The following is a 17,473-nucleotide window of genomic DNA, read 5'->3' as shown; positions in this document are numbered from 1 at the left end:
GGGTCACAGCCTTTTGTCGAGAGGCAATCAAAAGTTGATTGCTAGACGTGATGAAGTCTTCGTGGTTCACTGCCCTGGTGCGCACCAGCGATGTCTTCGAGCTGCTCCGGGACGGGCGGCCCCGCACCCGGGCGCAGCTGGCCGAGGCCACCGGCCTGGCCCGCTCGACGATCGCCGCCCGGGTCGAGGTGTTGATGCGCCTCGGCCTGGTCGCGCCCTACGGGGACGCCCGCTCCACCGGGGGACGCCCGCCCTCGCTGTTCGCGCTGAACCCGGCGGCCCGGGTGGTCGCCGGGATTGACATCGGCGCCACGCACGCGGTGGCCGTCCTCGCCGACCTCTCCGGCGCCATCCTGGGCGAGCTGCGCGAGGACCTGGACATCGCGCAGGGGCCGGAGGTCGTCCTCGGCTGGGCGACGGCCACCGTCGAGCGGCTGCTGGACGGGGCGGGTCGACCGCACCGGGACCTGGCCGCGATCGGGATCGGGTTGCCCGGCCCCGTCGAGCACTCCTCCGGGCGGCCGATCAACCCGCCGATCATGCCGGGCTGGGACCGCCACGACGTCCCCGCGACGGTGCAGCGGACCTTCGCCGTCCCGGTGCTGATCGACAACGACGTCAACATCATGGCGCTCGGCGAGCAGCAGACCCACCTGCCCGACGTCGACGACCTCGTCTTCATCAAGGTGGCGACCGGCATCGGCGCCGGCATCATCACCGGCGGCCGGCTGCAACGGGGTGCGCAGGGCACGGCGGGCGACCTCGGGCACGTGCGGGTGAGCAGCGGCACCGGCGTGCCCTGCCGGTGCGGCAACGAGGGCTGCCTGGAGGCGGTCGCGGCCGGGCCCGCGCTGGCCGCCCGGCTCACCGGCGCCGGCGTCCCCGCGCGCAGCGGCCAGGACGTGGTCGACCTGGTGCGCTCCGGGGAACTCGCCGCGATCCAGCAGGTCCGGCAGGCCGGGCGCGACCTCGGGGAGGTCGTGGCCACGATGGTGAACCTGATCAACCCCTCGGTCGTCGTCATCGGCGGGCGGCTGGCCGACGCCGGGGAGCACCTGATCGCGGGGATCCGGGAGGTCGTCTACCAGCGCTCGCTGCCGCTGGCCACCGAGCACCTGCGGATCGTCGCCTCGGTCGCCGGCGCCCAGGCCGGTGTCCTCGGCGCCGCGACCATGGCGATCGGCCACGTCCTGTCCCCCGAGGCGATCGAGGTCGCCGCCTCCCAGATCTCCTAGGAGCGGGCCGCTGGGGGTCGTTTCTCCCGGGTCGGGACTTCCACAGGTGGGAGTGCCACGATGGCGCCATGCACCCACCCGCTGCGCGGCCCGACCGCGAGTTCGACCTGGTCCTGCTCGGGGCCACCGGCTTCGTCGGGCAGCTGACCGCGGCGCACCTGGCGCAGGCGGCTCCGGCCCGCCTGCGGATCGCACTCGCCGGACGGTCGGCCGAACGGCTGGAGCGCCTGCGCGCGCGGCTGCCCGGCCGGGCGGGGACCTGGCCGCTGCTCGAGGTGGAGGCCACCGACCCACGCGCCGTGGCGGACCTCGCCGCCCGCACCGTGGCGGTGGCCACGACCGTCGGGCCGTATGCCGTCCGTGGGCTCCCGCTAGCCCGCGCGTGTGCCAGGGCCGGCACCCACTACGCCGACCTGACCGGTGAGCTGCTGTTCGTACACCGCAGCGTCGAGGAGTTGCACGACCTGGCCCGGGAGTCCGGGGCCCGGATTGTGCACGCATGTGGCTTCGACTCGGTCCCCTCCGACCTGGGCGTCTGGCTGACCGCCCGGCAGGCGGCGCAGGACGGGGCGGGCGGACTGACCGACACCGTGCTCACCGTGCGGCGGATGCGGGGCGGCTTCTCCGGCGGGACCATCGACTCGATGCGGCAACAGATGATCGCCGTGCGCGCCGAGGCCTCGGCGCGCCGGGTCGTCGCCGACCCGGAGGCCCTGTCCGGCCCGGGTCGTCCCGCGCCGGGCGTGCGGCGCCCGCACGAGGGTGGCGTGCGGCGCCCGGGCGAGGACGCGGCGCGGGCGCCGCGGCGGGCTACCCGGGGCCTGGGGCCGGTGCGGGTCGACCCGGACACGGGCCGGTGGCGGGTGCCCTTCGTGATGGGCGGGTTCAACGCACCACTCGTGCGCCGGTCGCACGCGCTGGCCGGCTACGGCGCGGGATTCCGCTACCGGGAGCTGCACGACGTCGGCGCCGGGGCAGGGGGAGCGGCCCGCGCCGTGGCCATGGTCGGCGCGCTGGCAGGGGTCGGGACCGGGCTCTCGTTCGGACCCACCCGCGCGGTCCTCGACCGGTTCCTCCCGGCACCCGGCGACGGCCCGTCGCCCGAGCAGCGGGCCCGGGGCGCCTTCACCATGGAGATCGTCGCCGGGACGGAGTCCGGGGCACGGTACGAGACCGTCGTCGGCGCCGACCTGGACCCCGGGTACGACGGCACGGCGGTGATGTTCGGGCAGGCGGCACTGGCGCTCGCGGCCGGGGAGGGCAGTGGCGCCGGGGTGCTCACCCCCGCGACCGCGCTGGGTCCCTTCCTGGTGGATCGCCTGCGCAGTCGCGGCTTCACGCTGACCACCCGACCGCTGCCCGCGGGCTGACGTGTTTCGCGAGATCTGGGGGGCGGCGACGTCCACCCAGCCGGTGCCGGACACCGCCCTCGTCGTCGCCCTCGGGGTGGTTGCCCTAGTGGTCGTCGGGTCGCCCGTGGGTTACCGCTTGGTCCGGCACCTGGTGACCGTGGTCCACGAGGCGGGTCACGCGCTGGTGGCGGTGCTCTCGGGTCGGCGGCTTACCGGGATCCGGCTGCACGCCGACACCTCGGGTGTCACGGTCTCCCGCGGCCGGCCGCGCGGTCCGGGCATGGTGGCGACCCTGCTGGCCGGCTACCCCGCTCCCGCGGTCTTCGCCCTCGGCTCTGCCTGGCTGCTGACCCGGGGGTATGCGGTCGGGCTGCTCTGGCTGATCGTCGCCTCGTGCGCACTGATGCTGGTGCTGATCCGCAACCTCTACGGGTTGTGGGTCGTCCTCGTGCTCGGTGGCGGCGTGGGCGCGCTCAGCTGGCTGCTGCCGCCCGGCGTGCTCGGGTGGATCGGCTACCTGATCGTCTGGGGGCTCCTGCTCGCCGCCCCGCGGTCGGTGGTGGAGCTGGCCCGGCAGCGACGTGGTGGGCGGGCACGCACCTCCGACGCCGACCAGTTGGCCGAGCTCACCGGCGTGCCGGGGGTGCTCTGGGTCGGGCTGTTCGCGGTCCTCACGACGGGCGCTGCGGCCGCCGGGGCGTGGTTGCTGCTCACCGCAGGCTGACATCGCGGGTCACCCTGCGCGAGCCTGGCCTGCCCCAGGGCGTCGGCCGGAGATCCGAGCCATCGGTCTGCGCTCGTGCGGGACCGGCACGCCCGGACCTCGGTGTCAAGGGACACCTGGGGGTCCCGCCAAGTGCAGCCGACGAGTTACTCATTCATGCAGCCATATCCCACTCCTGGGAGCAGCAGAAACCACCAAAAGTGCAAGTAAAAAGAAGGAGTATGAAGCTCTTGACAGAAACGTTCAAGCAGACCTCGACTTCGACGAGAAGCGCAACGTCAGTGACCGACTGGAACAACGAGAATGGTGTCCGTCGCCGTGGCTACCAGCAACAGTGGCGGTATGACAAGGTCCGCATCCAGTACTGCGGCCTCGAGGAAGGATACTGCTACAAGACCGTGTATCAGTGGGAGCCCAAGAGCCCGACGGCCGGTGACAAGTACTACCAGCCCAGCGCGCCTAGCGCCACCAAGTGCACCCCGCGGACAGGCACGGCAACCTGGGAAGCATCGAGTCAGAAGGCCCAGACGTGGAGGAACGGTGTCGATCTCACTTCAGTGGTCGGTATCAGCCTTTCCTCTCGGACCGGATATACCTCGTCTACAAAGCTCACGCTGAAATCCGGCATGGGCAAGCATCGGGCGTGCGGAACGAAGGCAATCCCGCAAGCAGGGACCCACTTCGGGCAACTCGTCGTTAAGCCGGCGGAGTGATCGCGACTCGTCGTAGCCCTGTTTCCCTCGCTGTTGTGCTGGTAGCCGTGTCTGGTGCTGCTGGCTGCACGGGAGGAGAGTCCTACCCCTGGCCGGAGAGTTCCGGGCCGCTGGCCGTGGACGGCCAGGGGTGGGGCCGCCCCGGCGGCGAGGACGTGTGTTGGGTCGAGACCGGCAGGATGAAGGGGCACTTCGGCGCGCACGTCTTCATCAACCGCCTCGACAGTCCCGTCACCTGGACCGGCGTGCGGATCGACGAGTACGTGGTCGGCGATGACAAGCTCCTCGGTCAGTATGGCCAGTGGGTGCGACCTGACCTTGAAGGTGACACCCGGGGCTACTGGGACGAATGGCCGCCCCATCCCTCCCCAAACAACGGACGCGAACCGAAGGTCGTGCCGCTGGAGTTTCCGGTCGTGATCGGTCCCGGCAAGGCCCTGAACCCGCTGGTGGGCTTCGAGGCGGACGCCACGGGAGGGCCGGTGCATATTCCCTACTTGATCTACGACTACGAGGTCGATGGAGACGCCTACCAGCTCATCGACCCATGGGAGCCCGGCTGGAGCCGGACGAGCAGGGCTGCGAAGCAGAGCCTGAGATCTTCGACTATCAGGAGGAGTGAAGGCGGGTGCCCGTGGCGGGCGGGCATCTCAGCGGCGGTCCCTCACCAACAACGAGCCGCTCCAACTGGGGATACTCCTGGGTGTCCGTGCGGCCGCAGGTCGGTTCGTGGGCGGGCTCAGACCCTACCGACGGCGCGGCGCCGCTCCTCGTCGGTCAACGCCGCGGCGGCGCGTGCAGCCTGAACGTCCTGGCCAGCCGCCATGGTCCGGCGCAGCCGGTTGGTGCTCATCGCGTAGGCGTCCATCGCCGCGCCCACGTGCTCGCCGGCGTAGGTCATCGCGCGGGACGGGTCGACGCCCATGGACGCGCCGACCTCGACAGCGTCCTGGTTGGCGCCCAGATAGCTGAACGTCCAGGCGTAGTCGCGCTCCTGGCTCTCGATCAGGGCCTTGACGGCCGGGCGGGTCCACTCCCGGCTGGCGTTCTCGAGGCCGTCGGTCATGATCCCGACGAGCACGCTGCCGGGGCGCGACTCCTCCGGGAGGGCGGCCAGCCAGGCGCCGGTCTCCTGCACGAGCCTGCCGATGGAGTCCAGCAGGGCGGTGGTGCCGCGCGGTCGCAGGTCCAGCGGGGCGACCTCGGCGATGTCGATGCCGGAGTAGACCACCTCGTAGTCCGTGTCGAACTGGGCGAGCGTGACGGTGCACCGGCCGGCCTGTTCCGCCTGGCTCCGGATGAAGGCGTCGAACCCGCCCTCGGTGTCCTGCTTGATGGCCTGCATCGACCCGGACCGGTCGAGCAGGAAGGCGAGGTGGGTGTAGTTCGGGTCGGTCATGGTGACTCCTCCTCCTAGGTGGGGCCGTCGCTGCGTCGTCGTGGGACGAACGTCAGTGGCGTGCCGGTGGTGTGGTCGTGGCGGGCGCGGGCGATCTCCGGCGCTCCGACCCGCCCCCGCGGGTCGGTGTAGCCGGCGAACGGCTGGGCCCGGGCCAACCTGGGCGGGATGCTCCCCGGGGCCAGGCCGGTCACCTCCGCCACGGAGCGGACCGAGTGGCCGGCCAGGACGGAGGCCGCCATCGCCTCCTCCACGGCTGCATCGACACGCTCCTGGGCCGCCCGCAGGTGGCCCAGGAGCTGCAACGCGTCGAACCCGCGTCCGATCGCATCCTTCGTCTGCCGGAGGTGCTCCAGCGCCTCGTCCACCTGCGCGGTGAGTTGGTCTTTGGACATGCTCCAGCGTCGCACAATTTCTGCACATGTGCAAGAATTGCACACAAGCAGAATCTGCACAGGTGGAGAAGGAGCCTTACAGGATGAAGCGGAACAGTGGGCTGTCCGGCGGGATCCGCTCGACCGTGATGGAGGACTGGGACATCCGCCGCAGCAGGGGCTCCAGATCGTCCGCCGACCCGAGTTCGATCCCGACCAGTGCCGGGCCCGTCTCCCGGTTGCTGCGCTTTGCGTACTCGAACAGCGCGATGTCGTCGTCGGGGCCGAGCACCTCGTCCAGGAACCGGCGGAGCGCGCCGGGCTCCTGCGGGAAGTTGACCAGGAAGTAGTGCTTGCGGCCCTCGTGGACCAGGGCCCGCTCCACGACCTCCGGGTAGCGCAGCACGTCGTTGTTGCCGCCGGAGAGTACCGCGACGACCGTCTGGCCCTCCTGCAGGTCGAGCGAGTCCAGGGCCGAGGCGGCGAGCGCGCCGGCGGGCTCGGCCACGATCCCCTCGGTCTGGTAGAGCGCCAGCATCTCCTGGCAGACGCGTCCCTCGGGGATGGCGACGAGCTCGGCGCGGCCGTCCCGGACGAGGGGGAAGGTGGTGTCCCCGGCGCGCTTGACCGCCGCACCGTCGACGAACGGGTCGACCTCGGACAGGGTGACCGGTTCGCCCGCAGCGAGCGCCGCCGCCATGCTGGCTGCCCCGGCGGGTTCGACACCGACGACCCGGGTCCGGTCCCCGTCGGGCTGGGCCCGCAACCAGGTCAGGGCCCCGGCGAGCAGCCCGCCGCCGCCGACCGGCACCACGAGCACGTCGGGGGCGTGACCCAGGACCCCGACCACCTCGCGGGCGACGGTGCCCTGGCCGGCGATGGTCATCGGGTGGTCGAAGGCGGGGATCAGGGTGGCGCCTGTCCGGCGGGAGTCCTCGAGCGCGGCCGCCGCGGCCTCGTCGTAGGTGGCTCCCCCGACGATGACCTCCACGAACTCCCCACCGATCTCGGCCACCCGGTCCCGCTTCTGGCGGGGCGTGGTGCGGGGCAGGAAGACCCGGGCCGGCACCTCCAGGGCGGCGCAGCCGAAGGCGACGCCCTGCGCGTGGTTACCCGCGCTGGCGCACACCACGCCCTTGCCGTGGTCCTCCGGCGGCAGCTGCGAGATGAGGTTGATCGCGCCGCGGTTCTTGTAGGAGCGGACCGGCTGCAGGTCCTCGCGCTTGAGCAGGACCTTGGCCCCCGTGGCCTCGGAGAGCCGGTGGCTGCGGGTCAGGGGCGTCATGCTGACCAGGCCGGCGAGCCGCTGGGCGGCGGCGTCGACGTCCTGGGCGGTGACCGTGGGTGTCGAAACGGGCATGGTCCAGACTCCCACGGCCCGGAGTCTGCGCCGAAACAGCGCGACCGCGCTGCCCGGTGAAAATGTAGGAGTGCTGTTATATTAGCGCTGTGACAAATGCGGACCCGACCTACGACAGCTACTGGCGACCGCTGCGGGCGGTGCAGCAGGAGATGGAGGAGTCCATCGCGCAGGTCTACGCCGAGCGCGAGGTCGTGGGGGTCCGTCCGCGCTTCGCCTACCCGCTGATTCGGCTGGCGCACACCGGCCCGCTCACCATCCGCGACCTAGCCGAGAGCCTGGAGATGACCCACTCCGCGGTCAGCCAGACGGTCACGGCGATGCGGAGGGAGGGTCTGGTCGACACCAGTCCCGGTCCGGACGCGCGGACCCGGGTCGTGGTCCTCACCGCGAAGGGACGCGGGCTCGTCCCCTTCCTGGAGGCCGAGTGGCGCGCCACGGAGGGGGCCGCCGCCGAGCTGGACGCCGAGCTGGCGGTCGGCCTGGCCGAGTTCGTCGCCGCGCTCCGGGAGCGCCTCGCCGAGCGCAGCTTCACCGAGCGGATCGCCGCCCGGCTGGACCACCCTGGACCCCGTGCCGGTCGGGACGCCACGGCGGGGTCCAGCGGCCCGGAAGGCCCGACGACATGAGCCGGATCGGGCTGATCGACCTCCGGCCGCTCGGCAGCAGCGCGGCGTTCACCCGCTTCTGGTTGGGCAGCTCGCTCTCGGCGGTGGGCGCCCAGATCACCATGGTCGCCGTCCTCTTCCAGGTCTGGGAGATGACGCACAGCCCCTTCTGGACCGGGGCGATCGGCCTGGCCCAGGCCGTGCCGATGATCCTGTGCGGCCTCTGGGGCGGGACCCTCGCCGACCAGATGGACCGGCGGACCCTGGTGCTCTGGACCACGGTGGGGCAGATCACCGCGGTGCTCGGCCTGGCGGGTCAGGCGCTGGCCGACCTGGACAACCTGCCGCTCCTGCTGGGCCTGGTGGCGGTGTCGGCCGCCTGCAGCGCCCTCGGCGCCCCGGCCCGGCGCACCTTCCCGACCCGGCTGCTCCCGCGCGACCAGGTGGCCGCCGGGATCGCCCTGCAGCTCCTGTCCTTCCAGCTGGCGATGCTCGTCGGCCCCGCGCTAGGCGGCATCGTCATCGCCGAGTGGGGCCTGACCGTCTGCTACCTCGTCGACGTGGTGGCGGTGTGCGCGGGACTGTTCGGGGTGCTGGGCCTGCCGCCGCTGCCCCCGCTGGGGAACGTGTCGGGCCAGCCCCGCGGGGTGCGGGCCATCGCCGACGGGTTGCGGCTGATCGCCCGGCGCCCCGTGCTGCACGGCTCCTGCGTCACCGACCTGATCGCCACGTTGCTCGCGATGCCGATCTCGCTGTTCCCGATGATCAACGAGATCCGGTTCGGCGGCGACCCGCGCACGCTGGGCTACTTCCTGTCGGCCGTCGCCGTCGGCGGGGTGCTGGCCAGCGTGTTCTCCGGGCTCACCACGCGCGCCCGCCGGCTCGGCGCGGTGCAGCTCGGGGCGGCCTCGGTCTGGGGTGTGGCGCTGGCCGGGTTCGGCCTTGCCGGACCGCTCTGGCTGGCCCTGGCCTGCCTGGCGGTCGCGGGTGCGGCCGACACCGTGTCGGTCACCTCCCGGGGTGCCACGATCCAGCTGGCCACGCCCGACACCCACCTGGGACGGGTCTCCTCCGTCGAGCACGTCATCGGGGCCGGTGGTCCGAACCTCGGCAACTTCCGGGGCGGCCTGGTCGCCGGGGTGACCTCGGCACCCTTCGCCCTGGTGAGCGGCGGCCTGCTCTGTGTCGTCGGAGTCCTCACGGTCGCCGCAACCAACCCGCGGCTGCGCCGGTTCACGCTGACCGACCTGGAGCCCGAGCCCGCCGGACTGTCCGCCACCCGTGACTGACGAGGACCTCACCACCCTGACCGACCAGGACCGGACCACCCGTGACTCGACGAGGGTCTGGCCCGGCCCGGTAGCGTCCCCGGTATGACGACGCTGTGGCACCTGGCCGAGCCAGCCCACTGGGCGCGGGCCCGGGAACGCGGCAGCTACGAACGGTCGACCCGCGGCGCCTCCCTGGCCAGCATCGGGTTCGTGCACTGCTGCTACCCCGAGCAGCTGCCGGGGGTGGTCGCCCGGTTCTACTCCGACGCGGCGGCCACGGGCGACTACATCGTGCTGGAACTGGACCGGGAGCTCCTCGAGCGGGCGGGATCGCCGGTGCGGGACGAGCCCGGCAACCCGGACGACCCTGCCTCCCCGCTGTTCCCGCACGTCTACGGGCCGATCCCGGTGACGGCGGCCACCGGCACCCGCGCGGCGAGCGTGCGGGACGGCATACTCACCGTCGCGCAGCGACCCGCCGACTGACCGGGCTCAGCCGAACAGGATCGCGGCTTCCTCCCAGCGCGCGTACGGGACGGACTTCACCTCGTGGGTGGCGTCGCTGAGGTGCACCGACTGGATGTCCGTGCCGCGCAGGGCGACCATCGTGCCCCACTTCTTCTTCGTGACCGCGTCGACCGCGGCGATCCCGAAGCGGGTGGCCAGCACGCGGTCGTAGGCCGTGGGGACGCCGCCGCGCTGCAGGTGGCCCAGGGTGGTGCACCGGGTCTCGATGCCGGTGAGTTCCTCGATGAGCGGGGTGAGCTGCTCACCGATACCGCCGAGTCGGGGCCGTCCCATACCGTCGACGCCGCCCTTGGCCACGACGTCCTGGTCGCCCTTGAGGGTGAAGCCCTCCGCCACGCAGACGACCGGGGCGCGGCCACGGGTCACCGTGGCCTTCACCCAGCCGGCGATCTGCTCGATGGTGACCGGCACCTCGGGGATCAGGACGGCGTGGGCGCCGGAGGCCAGGCCGGCGTGCAGCGCGATCCACCCGACGTGCCGGCCCATCACCTCCACCACCATGCACCGGTGGTGCGACTCGGCGGTGGTGCGCAGCCGGTCGATGGACTCGGTGGCGATCGAGACGGCGGTGTCGAACCCGAAGGTGTAGTCGGTCGCGGACAGGTCGTTGTCGATGGTCTTGGGCACCCCGACGATCGGGATCCCGTCCTCGTGCAGCATCCGGGCCACCGTGAGGGTGCCCTCCCCGCCGATCGCGATGACCGCGTCCATCCCGTGCTTGGCCATCACCTCCTTGACCCGTTCGCTGCCGCCGTGCTCGAACGGCCCGATCCGGGAGGTGCCCAGGATGGTCCCGCCCTGCTTAGCCAGCCCGCGCACCTGCTTGCGCGGCAGCTTGGAGATCTTGTCCAGCACCAGGCCCTTGAAGCCGTCCTTGATGCCGAGGAACTCGTGGCCGTAGATGGAGTCGCCCTTGATGACCGCCCCGCGGATCACCGCGTTGAGGCCGGGACAGTCGCCGCCACTGGTCAGGATGCCGATCTTCACGGGGTCAAGTCTGGTCGGTGTGGGCCCGAACCGGAAATACGGCCCGTCGTAGGCTTCGCCCGTGAGCATCCACGACATCCCCCTGACCGACCTCGACGGGCAGCCGACCTCGCTGGCCGCCTACGACGGACGCCTCCTGCTGCTGGTCAACGTCGCCTCCCGGTGCGGCATGACCCCCCAGTACGCCGGGCTCGAGCGGCTCCAGCAGACGTATGCCGACCGCGGCCTGACCGTCGTCGGGTTCCCCTGCAACCAGTTCAAGGGGCAGGAGCCGGGCAGCAACGAGGAGATCAAGACGTTCTGCACGACCACCTACGGGGTGACCTTCCCGATGATGGACAAGGTCGAGGTGAACGGTGAGGGGCGGCACCCGCTGTATGCCGAGCTGACCGCCGCCGCGGACGCCTCCGGTGAGGCGGGGGACGTCCAGTGGAACTTCGAGAAGTTCCTGGTGAGCCCGGCCGGTGAGGTGGTGGGCCGGTTCCGTCCGCGCACGGAGCCGGAGGACCGGGCGGTCCTCGACGCGATCGAGTCCCACCTGCCGGCCGCGTAGGCCCGGCCTCGGCCCAATGGCCCCGCGGGAGAGCCCGGAGCGCGACCCGGACACCGGCACGGACAGCGGGAACGACGCCGACGTCATCGTCGTCGGCTCGGGCTTCGGCGGGTCGGTGGCAGCGTTGCGGCTGGCCGAGAAGGGCTACCGGGTGCTGGTGCTGGAGGCCGGCGCGCGGTTCGCGGACGAGGACTTCGCCAGGACCTCCTTCGACCTGCGGCGCTACCTGTTCCGCCCGGGGCTGGGCTGCTACGGCATCCAGCGGATCGATGTCCTGGACGACGTCATGGTGCTGTCCGGGGCGGGGGTCGGAGGCGGGTCGCTCGTCTACGCCAACACCCTCTACGAGCCGCTCCAGGAGTTCTACGACGACCCGCAGTGGCGGCACATCACCGACTGGCGGTCCGAGCTCGCGCCCTACTACGACCAGGCCGCCCGGATGCTCGGGGTCGTCCCCAACCCACGGCATACGCCGGCCGACGTGGTGCTGCAGCAGGTGGCGGGGGAGATGGGGGTCGGCGACACCTTCCGCGCGGCGCCGGTGGGCGTGTGCTTCGGGCCCGCCGGCGCGGCACCGGGGGAGACCGTCCCCGATCCCTACTTCGGCGGGGCGGGGCCCTCGCGGGCGGCCTGCCGGCAGTGCGGGGAGTGCATGACCGGGTGCCGGCACAACGCCAAGAACACCCTGGTGAAGAACTACCTGCACCTCGCGGAGGGCCTCGGGGCGCAGGTGCGGCCGTTGACCACGGTCACCCGGGTGCGACCGACGGCCACCGGCTACCAGGTCACCGTGCGGGACACCCGGCCGCTCCGGCGCGGGACGCGGGTGCTGCGGGCCGACCAGGTGGTGCTCGCGGCGTCGGCCCTGGGCACCCAGCGGTTGTTGCACACGATGAAACGGACCGGCGACCTCCCCGACCTCTCAGCGCGGCTGGGGGAGCTGTCCCGCACCAACTCCGAGTCGATCATCGGCGCCATGCGGCCGGCCGGGAGCGGCCCGGGGCACCCGGACTTCTCCGAGGGAGTGGCGATCACCTCCTCCTTCCACCCCGACGCGCAGACCCACGTGGAGCCGGTGCGCTACGGGCACGGCAGCAACGCGATGTCGCTGCTCCAGACGGTCCTGACCGACGGCGACACCGGGCGCCCGCGCTGGCAGGAGTGGCTGCGCCAGCTGTGGCGGCAGCGCCGGGCGCTACTCGACCTCTACGACCTGCGGCACTGGTCGGAGCGGACCGTGATCGCGCTGGTCATGCAGTCGTTGGACAACTCGGTGACGACCTACCCGCGGCGCAGCCGCCTCACCCGGCGGTGGGTGCTCGGGACCCGGCAGGGCCACGGGGCCGCGAACCCCTCGTGGATCCCGGCCGGCAACGAGGCGGTGCGCCGGATCGCCCGGATCGTCGGGGGCCGTCCGGGAGGCAATATCGGCGAACAGTTCGACCGACCGCTGACCGCGCACTTCCTGGGCGGCTGCGTCATCGGGGAGGACGCCGCGCACGGGGTGATCGACCCCTACCACCGGGTGCACGGCTACCCCGGGCTGCACGTGGTCGACGGGTCCGCGGTGTCGGCCAACCTCGGGGTGAACCCGTCGCTGACGATCACCGCGCAGGCGGAGCGGGCGATGGCGCTGTGGCCCAACCGGGGTGAGCCGGACCCCCGTCCGGAACCCGGAGAGCCGTATGCCGTGACCCGGCCGGTCCCGCCGGTGCGCCCCGCCGTCCCCGGGCCGGCGCCCGGTGCGTTGCGGCTGCCGGTGACCCCGGTCGAGCGGGTCGAGCCGGTTGGGCTGGTCGAGCCCGTCGCGCCGGGTCAGCGGGCGGAGCGGGCGGCCGGCGCCGGATAGGTCCGCCGCGCCCCGACCGAGACCAGGGTCAGCAGGGCGGCCGACGCGGCGGCGACGCCGAACAGCAGCGCCCACCGGTCGTGCTGGCTCCACGGGCCGGCGGCCCAGGTGCCCAGTGAGCTGCCGGCGAACAGGGAGGCGGCGAACAGGGATACCACGGTGCCGCGGGCGTGGGGCAGCACGACCGTGGCCCAGGTCTGCAGCGAGGTGTGCAGGAACGCCCAGCTCACCCCGATCAGGGCCGCGGCGACCAGCACGGTGGGGACGGAGACGCGGACCGCCAACACGGCATACCCGATGGCGACGGCGCTCCCGCCGACCGCCATCAGTCCGGTCATCGGGATCCGGCGGGTGAGGACGCGCACCAGGCGCGTGGTGAGGACCACGGACGCCCCGTAGGCCGCGGTCGCCAGCCCGGCCGTGCCGGCGCTGGCCCCCTGCGCCTGCAGCGAGGGGGCGAGCAGGGTGAGGACCCCGAGGGTGATGGCGCCCTCGGCCAGGGCGAGGAGGAGGACGACCAGGACCCAGCGGTGCCGGACGCTCTCCAGCATGGTGCGCAGGGCCCCGCCGCCGGGCTCCCGGTGCGGCTCGGGGACCGAGCGGAGCGCGGCCGAGCAGCCGAGGGCGAAGACCGCGGGGAGGGCGAAGACGGTCCGCCAGCCGGCCAGGTCGCCGAGCAGTCCCGCCACGGCGGTGGCCAGGGCGGTGCCGACCGCCATCGCGGCCATCAGGTCCGAGAGGGCGGGCTGGCGGTGTTCCTCGTCCACCGTGTCCCCGACGTAGGTCAGCGAGGTGGGCACGACCGCGCCGAAGGCCGCGCCGGTCAGTGCCCGGGCGGCGACGAGGAGGCCGAGGGTCGGGGCCAGGGCGGACAGCAGCCCGGCCAGGGCGGCGCCCACCAGGGCGGTGCGCATCAGCCGGACCCGGCCGAACCGGTCGGACAGCACACCCCACAGCGGCTGGCTCACCCCGTAGGCGAGGAAGTAGGCGCTGGCCACCGCCAGCGCCTGGGCCAGGGTCGCGCCGAGGTCGGTGGCCACCAGGACCAGCAGCGGGGACACGGCGAACCGGTCGAAGCTGCTCGCGAAGGAGGCCGCCGCCACCGGGCCCGGCGGACGGGTCGGCGGCGGTTGGTCGGTCACGACCGACCAACCTAGTCGGTGGTCGACCTGGCGGCGGCCCGGCGGGCGGGGAGTCAGCGGCCGGCCGGCTGCTTCTCGCGGGAACGGTGCGCGCCCGGCTGGTTCCGGGCGGGGGTCTCGGCCGGCTGTCCATCGATGGTGCGGTCCTTCAGGATCATCATCGAGATACCGGCCCACACGCCGACGAAGCCGATCATGATGGGGCCCATCCAGATGGGGTCCAGGGCGGGTTCCACGGTGCTGCTCTCCTCAGGGGTTGACTGTTGGGGCACAAATCGTAGGTGTCCCAATCAATGGTACATTCACGATCATGTCGTCCAACACCACCCCCGCGCCGACCGGCCCCGGCGCCCTGGTGCTGGAGGAGCAGGTCTGCTTCGCGCTCTCGGTGGCCGCCCGCTCCGTGGTGGCCGTCTACAAGCCGCTCCTGGAACCGCTGGGGCTGACCCACCCGCAGTACCTGGTGATGCTGGCGCTGTGGGAGCACGAGTCCATCTCGGTGCGCGACCTCAGCGCCCGGCTGCACGTGGACCCCGGCACGCTGTCCCCGCTGCTCAAGCGCCTCGACGCCGCGGGCCTGGTGCGCCGGGCCCGCCGGCCCGACGACGAGCGGAGCCTCGCCGTGACGCTCACCCCGGAGGGCCGGGCGCTGCGCGAGGACGCGCTCGGGGTGCCGGCCGCCGTGCTGTCCCGGCTGGGGCTGGAGCCGGACGAGCTGGTCTCCCTGCGGGAGCAGCTGACCACCGTGATCGCCGCGGCCAGCGCCCCCCGGGCCGGGGACGACGGGGGCGACGTTGTCGCTGACGGATAGCGCCACCCCCGCGCGCGGGTCGCACTCGCCGTCGAGCACCCACGAGGCGCCCCGGTGGTTGCGGGTCCTCGCGGTGCCCGGGATGTTGCTGGTCGGCGTGATCGTGGCCGTGCAGTCCCACGTCAACGGGCAGCTGCGCGAGGAGCTGGGCAGCGGCCTGCAGTCGTCGGTCCTCACCGCGATGATGACCTTCTGCGTGGGGTGCGTGCTCACCGCGCTCGTGGTCGCCTCGATGCCGGGGCAGCGGCGCCGGTTCGGGCACTTCCGCAGGTCGCTGGGCACGCCGGTGCTGCCCTGGCGGCTCATCTGGGGCGGGGCCCTCGGTGCCCTGTTCGTGATCAGCCAGGCCGTGGCGGTGGGTCCGCTCGGGCTGGCGGTCTTCACGATGGCGATCGTGCTGGGCCAGACCGCCGGCGGTGCCGGGGCCGACCGGGTCGGGCTGGGGCCGGGCGGTCGCCAGCCGCTGTCGCCGGCCCGGCTGATCGCGGCCGCGACCGCGCTGGTCGCCGTCGTCCTGGCCGGGCTCGGGGCGGGCGACGGCCCGGGCGGTGCCACCGGCACGGTGCTGACGGCGCTGGTGGTGTTCACCGTGGTCGCCGGCGTCGGCACCGCGGTCCAGCAGGCGCTCAACGGCCGGGTCGGGGCGGTGGCCGGCCCGTACGTCGCGGCCTGGCTCAACACGGCCGTCGGATCGGTCGTCCTGGTGGTGGTGCTCGGGGTCGCGCTGCTGCTGCCGGGCGAGTTCGCCGGCTGGCCCGACCAGTGGTGGCTCTACACCGGCGGGCCGCTCGGCATCTCGTTCATCGCCCTGTCGGCCGCCCTGGTGCGTGTCCACGGGGTCCTGGTGCTGATGCTGTGCACCATCGCGGGGCAGATGGCCACCGCGTGGGCCCTCGCGGTGGCCGGGGCCGGCGCCGTCCCCTGGACCACCCACCTGGCGACGACCCTGGTCCTGCTCGGGGTCGGCATCGCCCTGCTGACCCGTCGCCGGGTGGCCGGTCGGCGGGGTCTCCCGCCCGCCTGACGGGTCGCCTCAGCCGCGCCGCCAGGGCCGGCTGCCGTGCACCACCCGGATGGCACGGCGGAAGACGGCGTCGGCGCGCTCCCGGTCGAAGGCGGTCAGCTCGACCGGCGGGGTGAACCGCTGCCGGGCGATCGACTTGGCATAGCAGAACTCGCGCAGGCCGTCCGCGCCGTGGATCCGGCCGAAGCCGGAGCCGTCGACACCCCCGAACGGCAGCGCGGGGATGCCGGTGAAGCCGGTGACGTTGTTGACCGCGGTCATGCCGGTGCGCAGCCGGGCCGCCAGCTCCATCCCGCGCCGCCGGGAGAAGACCGCGGACCCCAGGCCGTATGCCGTGGCGTTGGTCCGCGCGACCGCCTCGTCCATGTCCTCCACCCGGTCGATCGTCAGGACCGGTCCGAAGGTCTCCTCCGTCTGGACCGTGGCCCGCCGCGGGGAGTCGACCAGGACGACCGGCTGGACCACGGACCCGACGCCGTCGGCGAACGGGGACCGCTCCGGCACCGACCGCTCGCCGCCCACGACCGCTCGGGCGCCGGAGGCGAGCGCCTCGCCGACCTGGTCGCCGATGATGCTGGTCTGTCCGGGGAGGGTGATCGGCCCGAGGTCGGCGGCACCGTCGGCCCCCGCGCGCAGCTCGGCGGCCGCCCGGGCGACCTCGGCCACCACCTCGTCGTAGACCGCGGTGTGCGCGAAGACCCGCTCGATGCCGATGCAGGTCTGGCCGGCGTTGCTCATCGCCCCCCACACGGCGGCGCGTGCTGCGGCCGGCACGTCGGCGTCCTCGTCGACGATCAGCGCGTCCTTGCCGCCGGCCTCGATGGTGACCGGGGTCAGCGTCTCGGCGCAGCCGGCCATCACCTTCTTGCCGGTCGCCGTGGAGCCGGTGAACGCCACCTTGTCCACGCCCGCCCGGCAGAGCGCCGCGCCGGTATCCCCGGCGCCGGTGACCACCTGGAGCGCCGGGTGGTCGGCCACGCGGGCGAAGCTCTCGGCCAGCCAGCGGCCGGTCCCGGGGGTGAGCTCGGAGGGCTTGAAGACCACCGTGTTGCCGGCGGCCAGGGCATACCCGATCGAGCCGAGCGGGGTGAAGACCGGGTAGTTCCACGGCCCAATCACGCCGACCACCCCGAGCGGGTGGTACTCGACGGTGCCCGCCAGGTGGGCGGCCAGCAGGGTGCCCCGGACCCGGCGCCGCCCCAACACCCGCGGGGCGTTCCGGGCGGCCCACGCCAGGTGCTCCAGCGCGAGCCCGATCTCCAGCACCGCGTCGCCGTGCGGCTTGCCGGTCTCCCGGCGGACCAGGTCGGCCAGCTCCTCCACCCGGTCGGCGATGTCGTGCCGCCACCGGTCCAGCACCGCGCGACGCCCGGAAAAGCCCAGGTCGGCCCACCACGGAGCCAGCTCCCGGGCCGAGGCGACGGTCGCGCGGACCTGCTCCTTTGCATACACCGGGTGGGTGCCGACGACCTCCCCGGTGAGCGGACTGGTGACGGTCAGGACCCTGCTGCTGCGTGCTGTCTGCTCCACGTCCCTATCCTGT

Annotated in this window: 18 protein-coding genes; 11 read left to right on the top strand and 7 right to left on the bottom strand. The window is 73.0% G+C overall.

Features of this window, described 5'->3' with window-relative positions; genetic code table 11:
* The first annotated feature begins 50 nt into the window (after nucleotides 1-50).
* From FB467_RS01380 to FB467_RS01365, 4 genes are all read left to right on the top strand, one after another.
* Nucleotides 51-1,235, top strand: coding sequence for an ROK family transcriptional regulator (locus tag FB467_RS01380; protein WP_141786406.1), 1,185 nt, complete (start codon nucleotides 51-53; stop codon nucleotides 1,233-1,235).
* A gap of 68 nt (nucleotides 1,236-1,303) precedes the next feature.
* On the top strand, nucleotides 1,304-2,605 hold the full coding sequence (locus tag FB467_RS01375) for a saccharopine dehydrogenase family protein (RefSeq protein ID WP_141783495.1): 1,302 nt from the start codon (nucleotides 1,304-1,306) through the stop codon (nucleotides 2,603-2,605).
* 1 nt (nucleotide 2,606) lies between these two features.
* Entirely contained in the window at nucleotides 2,607-3,311 is a 705-nt protein-coding gene (locus FB467_RS01370) for a M50 family metallopeptidase (protein ID WP_141783494.1), read from the top strand.
* 281 nt (nucleotides 3,312-3,592) lie between these two features.
* Nucleotides 3,593-4,024 (top strand): hypothetical protein, encoded by a 432-nt coding sequence (locus tag FB467_RS01365; RefSeq protein ID WP_141783493.1) that lies wholly within the window; start codon nucleotides 3,593-3,595, stop codon nucleotides 4,022-4,024.
* 739 nt (nucleotides 4,025-4,763) lie between these two features.
* On the opposite strand, the gene FB467_RS01360 is transcribed toward FB467_RS01365, so the two are convergent.
* From FB467_RS01360 to ilvA, 3 genes are all read right to left on the bottom strand, one after another.
* Nucleotides 4,764-5,423, bottom strand: a complete 660-nt coding sequence (locus FB467_RS01360) for a vWA domain-containing protein (RefSeq protein ID WP_141783492.1) — start codon at nucleotides 5,421-5,423, stop codon at nucleotides 4,764-4,766.
* Nucleotides 5,424-5,437: 14 nt separating this feature from the next.
* Entirely contained in the window at nucleotides 5,438-5,818 is a 381-nt protein-coding gene (locus FB467_RS01355) for a hypothetical protein (RefSeq protein WP_141783491.1), read from the bottom strand.
* Nucleotides 5,819-5,894: 76 nt separating this feature from the next.
* A complete protein-coding gene (ilvA, locus tag FB467_RS01350; RefSeq protein ID WP_141783490.1) occupies nucleotides 5,895-7,157 on the bottom strand; it encodes a threonine ammonia-lyase IlvA in 1,263 nt (420 codons plus the stop codon).
* Between the two features lie 89 nt (nucleotides 7,158-7,246).
* Between ilvA and FB467_RS01345 the strand changes: the two genes are divergently transcribed.
* The 3 genes from FB467_RS01345 (at nucleotide 7,247) to FB467_RS01335 (ending at nucleotide 9,522) form a co-directional block, all read left to right on the top strand.
* Nucleotides 7,247-7,786, top strand: a complete 540-nt coding sequence (locus FB467_RS01345; protein ID WP_211350520.1) for a MarR family winged helix-turn-helix transcriptional regulator — start codon at nucleotides 7,247-7,249, stop codon at nucleotides 7,784-7,786.
* Nucleotides 7,783-9,054, top strand: coding sequence for an MFS transporter (locus FB467_RS01340; RefSeq protein ID WP_141783489.1), 1,272 nt, complete (start codon nucleotides 7,783-7,785; stop codon nucleotides 9,052-9,054). The genes FB467_RS01345 and FB467_RS01340 overlap by 4 nt, the downstream gene beginning before the upstream one ends.
* Nucleotides 9,055-9,138: 84 nt before the next feature.
* On the top strand, nucleotides 9,139-9,522 hold the full coding sequence (locus tag FB467_RS01335) for a DUF952 domain-containing protein (RefSeq protein WP_141783488.1): 384 nt from the start codon (nucleotides 9,139-9,141) through the stop codon (nucleotides 9,520-9,522).
* 6 nt (nucleotides 9,523-9,528) lie between these two features.
* Here the strand turns inward: FB467_RS01335 and FB467_RS01330 are convergent, their stop codons facing one another.
* Nucleotides 9,529-10,551 (bottom strand): ATP-dependent 6-phosphofructokinase, encoded by a 1,023-nt coding sequence (locus FB467_RS01330; protein ID WP_141783487.1) that lies wholly within the window; start codon nucleotides 10,549-10,551, stop codon nucleotides 9,529-9,531.
* Between the two features lie 61 nt (nucleotides 10,552-10,612).
* Here FB467_RS01330 and FB467_RS01325 point away from each other — a divergent pair, with 61 nt between their 5' ends.
* Together FB467_RS01325 and FB467_RS01320 are read left to right on the top strand one after the other, a co-directional pair.
* Nucleotides 10,613-11,104, top strand: coding sequence for a glutathione peroxidase (locus tag FB467_RS01325; protein ID WP_141783486.1), 492 nt, complete (start codon nucleotides 10,613-10,615; stop codon nucleotides 11,102-11,104).
* Nucleotides 11,105-11,120: 16 nt separating this feature from the next.
* Nucleotides 11,121-12,953, top strand: a complete 1,833-nt coding sequence (locus tag FB467_RS01320) for a GMC oxidoreductase (RefSeq protein WP_141783485.1) — start codon at nucleotides 11,121-11,123, stop codon at nucleotides 12,951-12,953.
* Here the strand turns inward: FB467_RS01320 and FB467_RS01315 are convergent.
* On the bottom strand, nucleotides 12,920-14,095 hold the full coding sequence (locus FB467_RS01315; RefSeq protein ID WP_141783484.1) for an MFS transporter: 1,176 nt from the start codon (nucleotides 14,093-14,095) through the stop codon (nucleotides 12,920-12,922). The genes FB467_RS01320 and FB467_RS01315 overlap by 34 nt on opposite strands.
* Nucleotides 14,096-14,148: 53 nt before the next feature.
* Entirely contained in the window at nucleotides 14,149-14,331 is a 183-nt protein-coding gene (locus FB467_RS01310; RefSeq protein WP_141783483.1) for a hypothetical protein, read from the bottom strand.
* 74 nt (nucleotides 14,332-14,405) lie between these two features.
* On the opposite strand from FB467_RS01310, the gene FB467_RS01305 reads away from it, so the two are divergent.
* Both FB467_RS01305 and FB467_RS01300 read left to right on the top strand, forming a co-directional pair.
* On the top strand, nucleotides 14,406-14,906 hold the full coding sequence (locus FB467_RS01305) for a MarR family winged helix-turn-helix transcriptional regulator (RefSeq protein ID WP_141783482.1): 501 nt from the start codon (nucleotides 14,406-14,408) through the stop codon (nucleotides 14,904-14,906).
* The gene (locus FB467_RS01300) at nucleotides 14,890-15,930 is read left to right on the top strand and encodes a DMT family transporter (RefSeq protein ID WP_141783481.1); all 1,041 of its coding nucleotides are present in this window, start codon (nucleotides 14,890-14,892) and stop codon (nucleotides 15,928-15,930) included. The genes FB467_RS01305 and FB467_RS01300 overlap by 17 nt, the downstream gene beginning before the upstream one ends.
* A gap of 9 nt (nucleotides 15,931-15,939) precedes the next feature.
* Here the strand turns inward: FB467_RS01300 and FB467_RS01295 are convergent, their stop codons facing one another.
* Nucleotides 15,940-17,460 carry an aldehyde dehydrogenase family protein gene (locus FB467_RS01295; protein WP_141783480.1) on the bottom strand — a complete coding sequence of 507 codons (1,521 nt, stop codon included), beginning with the start codon at nucleotides 17,458-17,460 and terminating at the stop codon, nucleotides 15,940-15,942.
* Nucleotides 17,461-17,473: the final 13 nt, after the last annotated feature.

This window comes from Ornithinicoccus hortensis, from assembly GCF_006716185.1.
GTDB lineage: Bacteria > Actinomycetota > Actinomycetes > Actinomycetales > Dermatophilaceae > Ornithinicoccus > Ornithinicoccus hortensis.
Note: the sequence above shows the minus strand (reverse complement) of the source record. Positions and strands in the feature narration are given on the sequence as shown.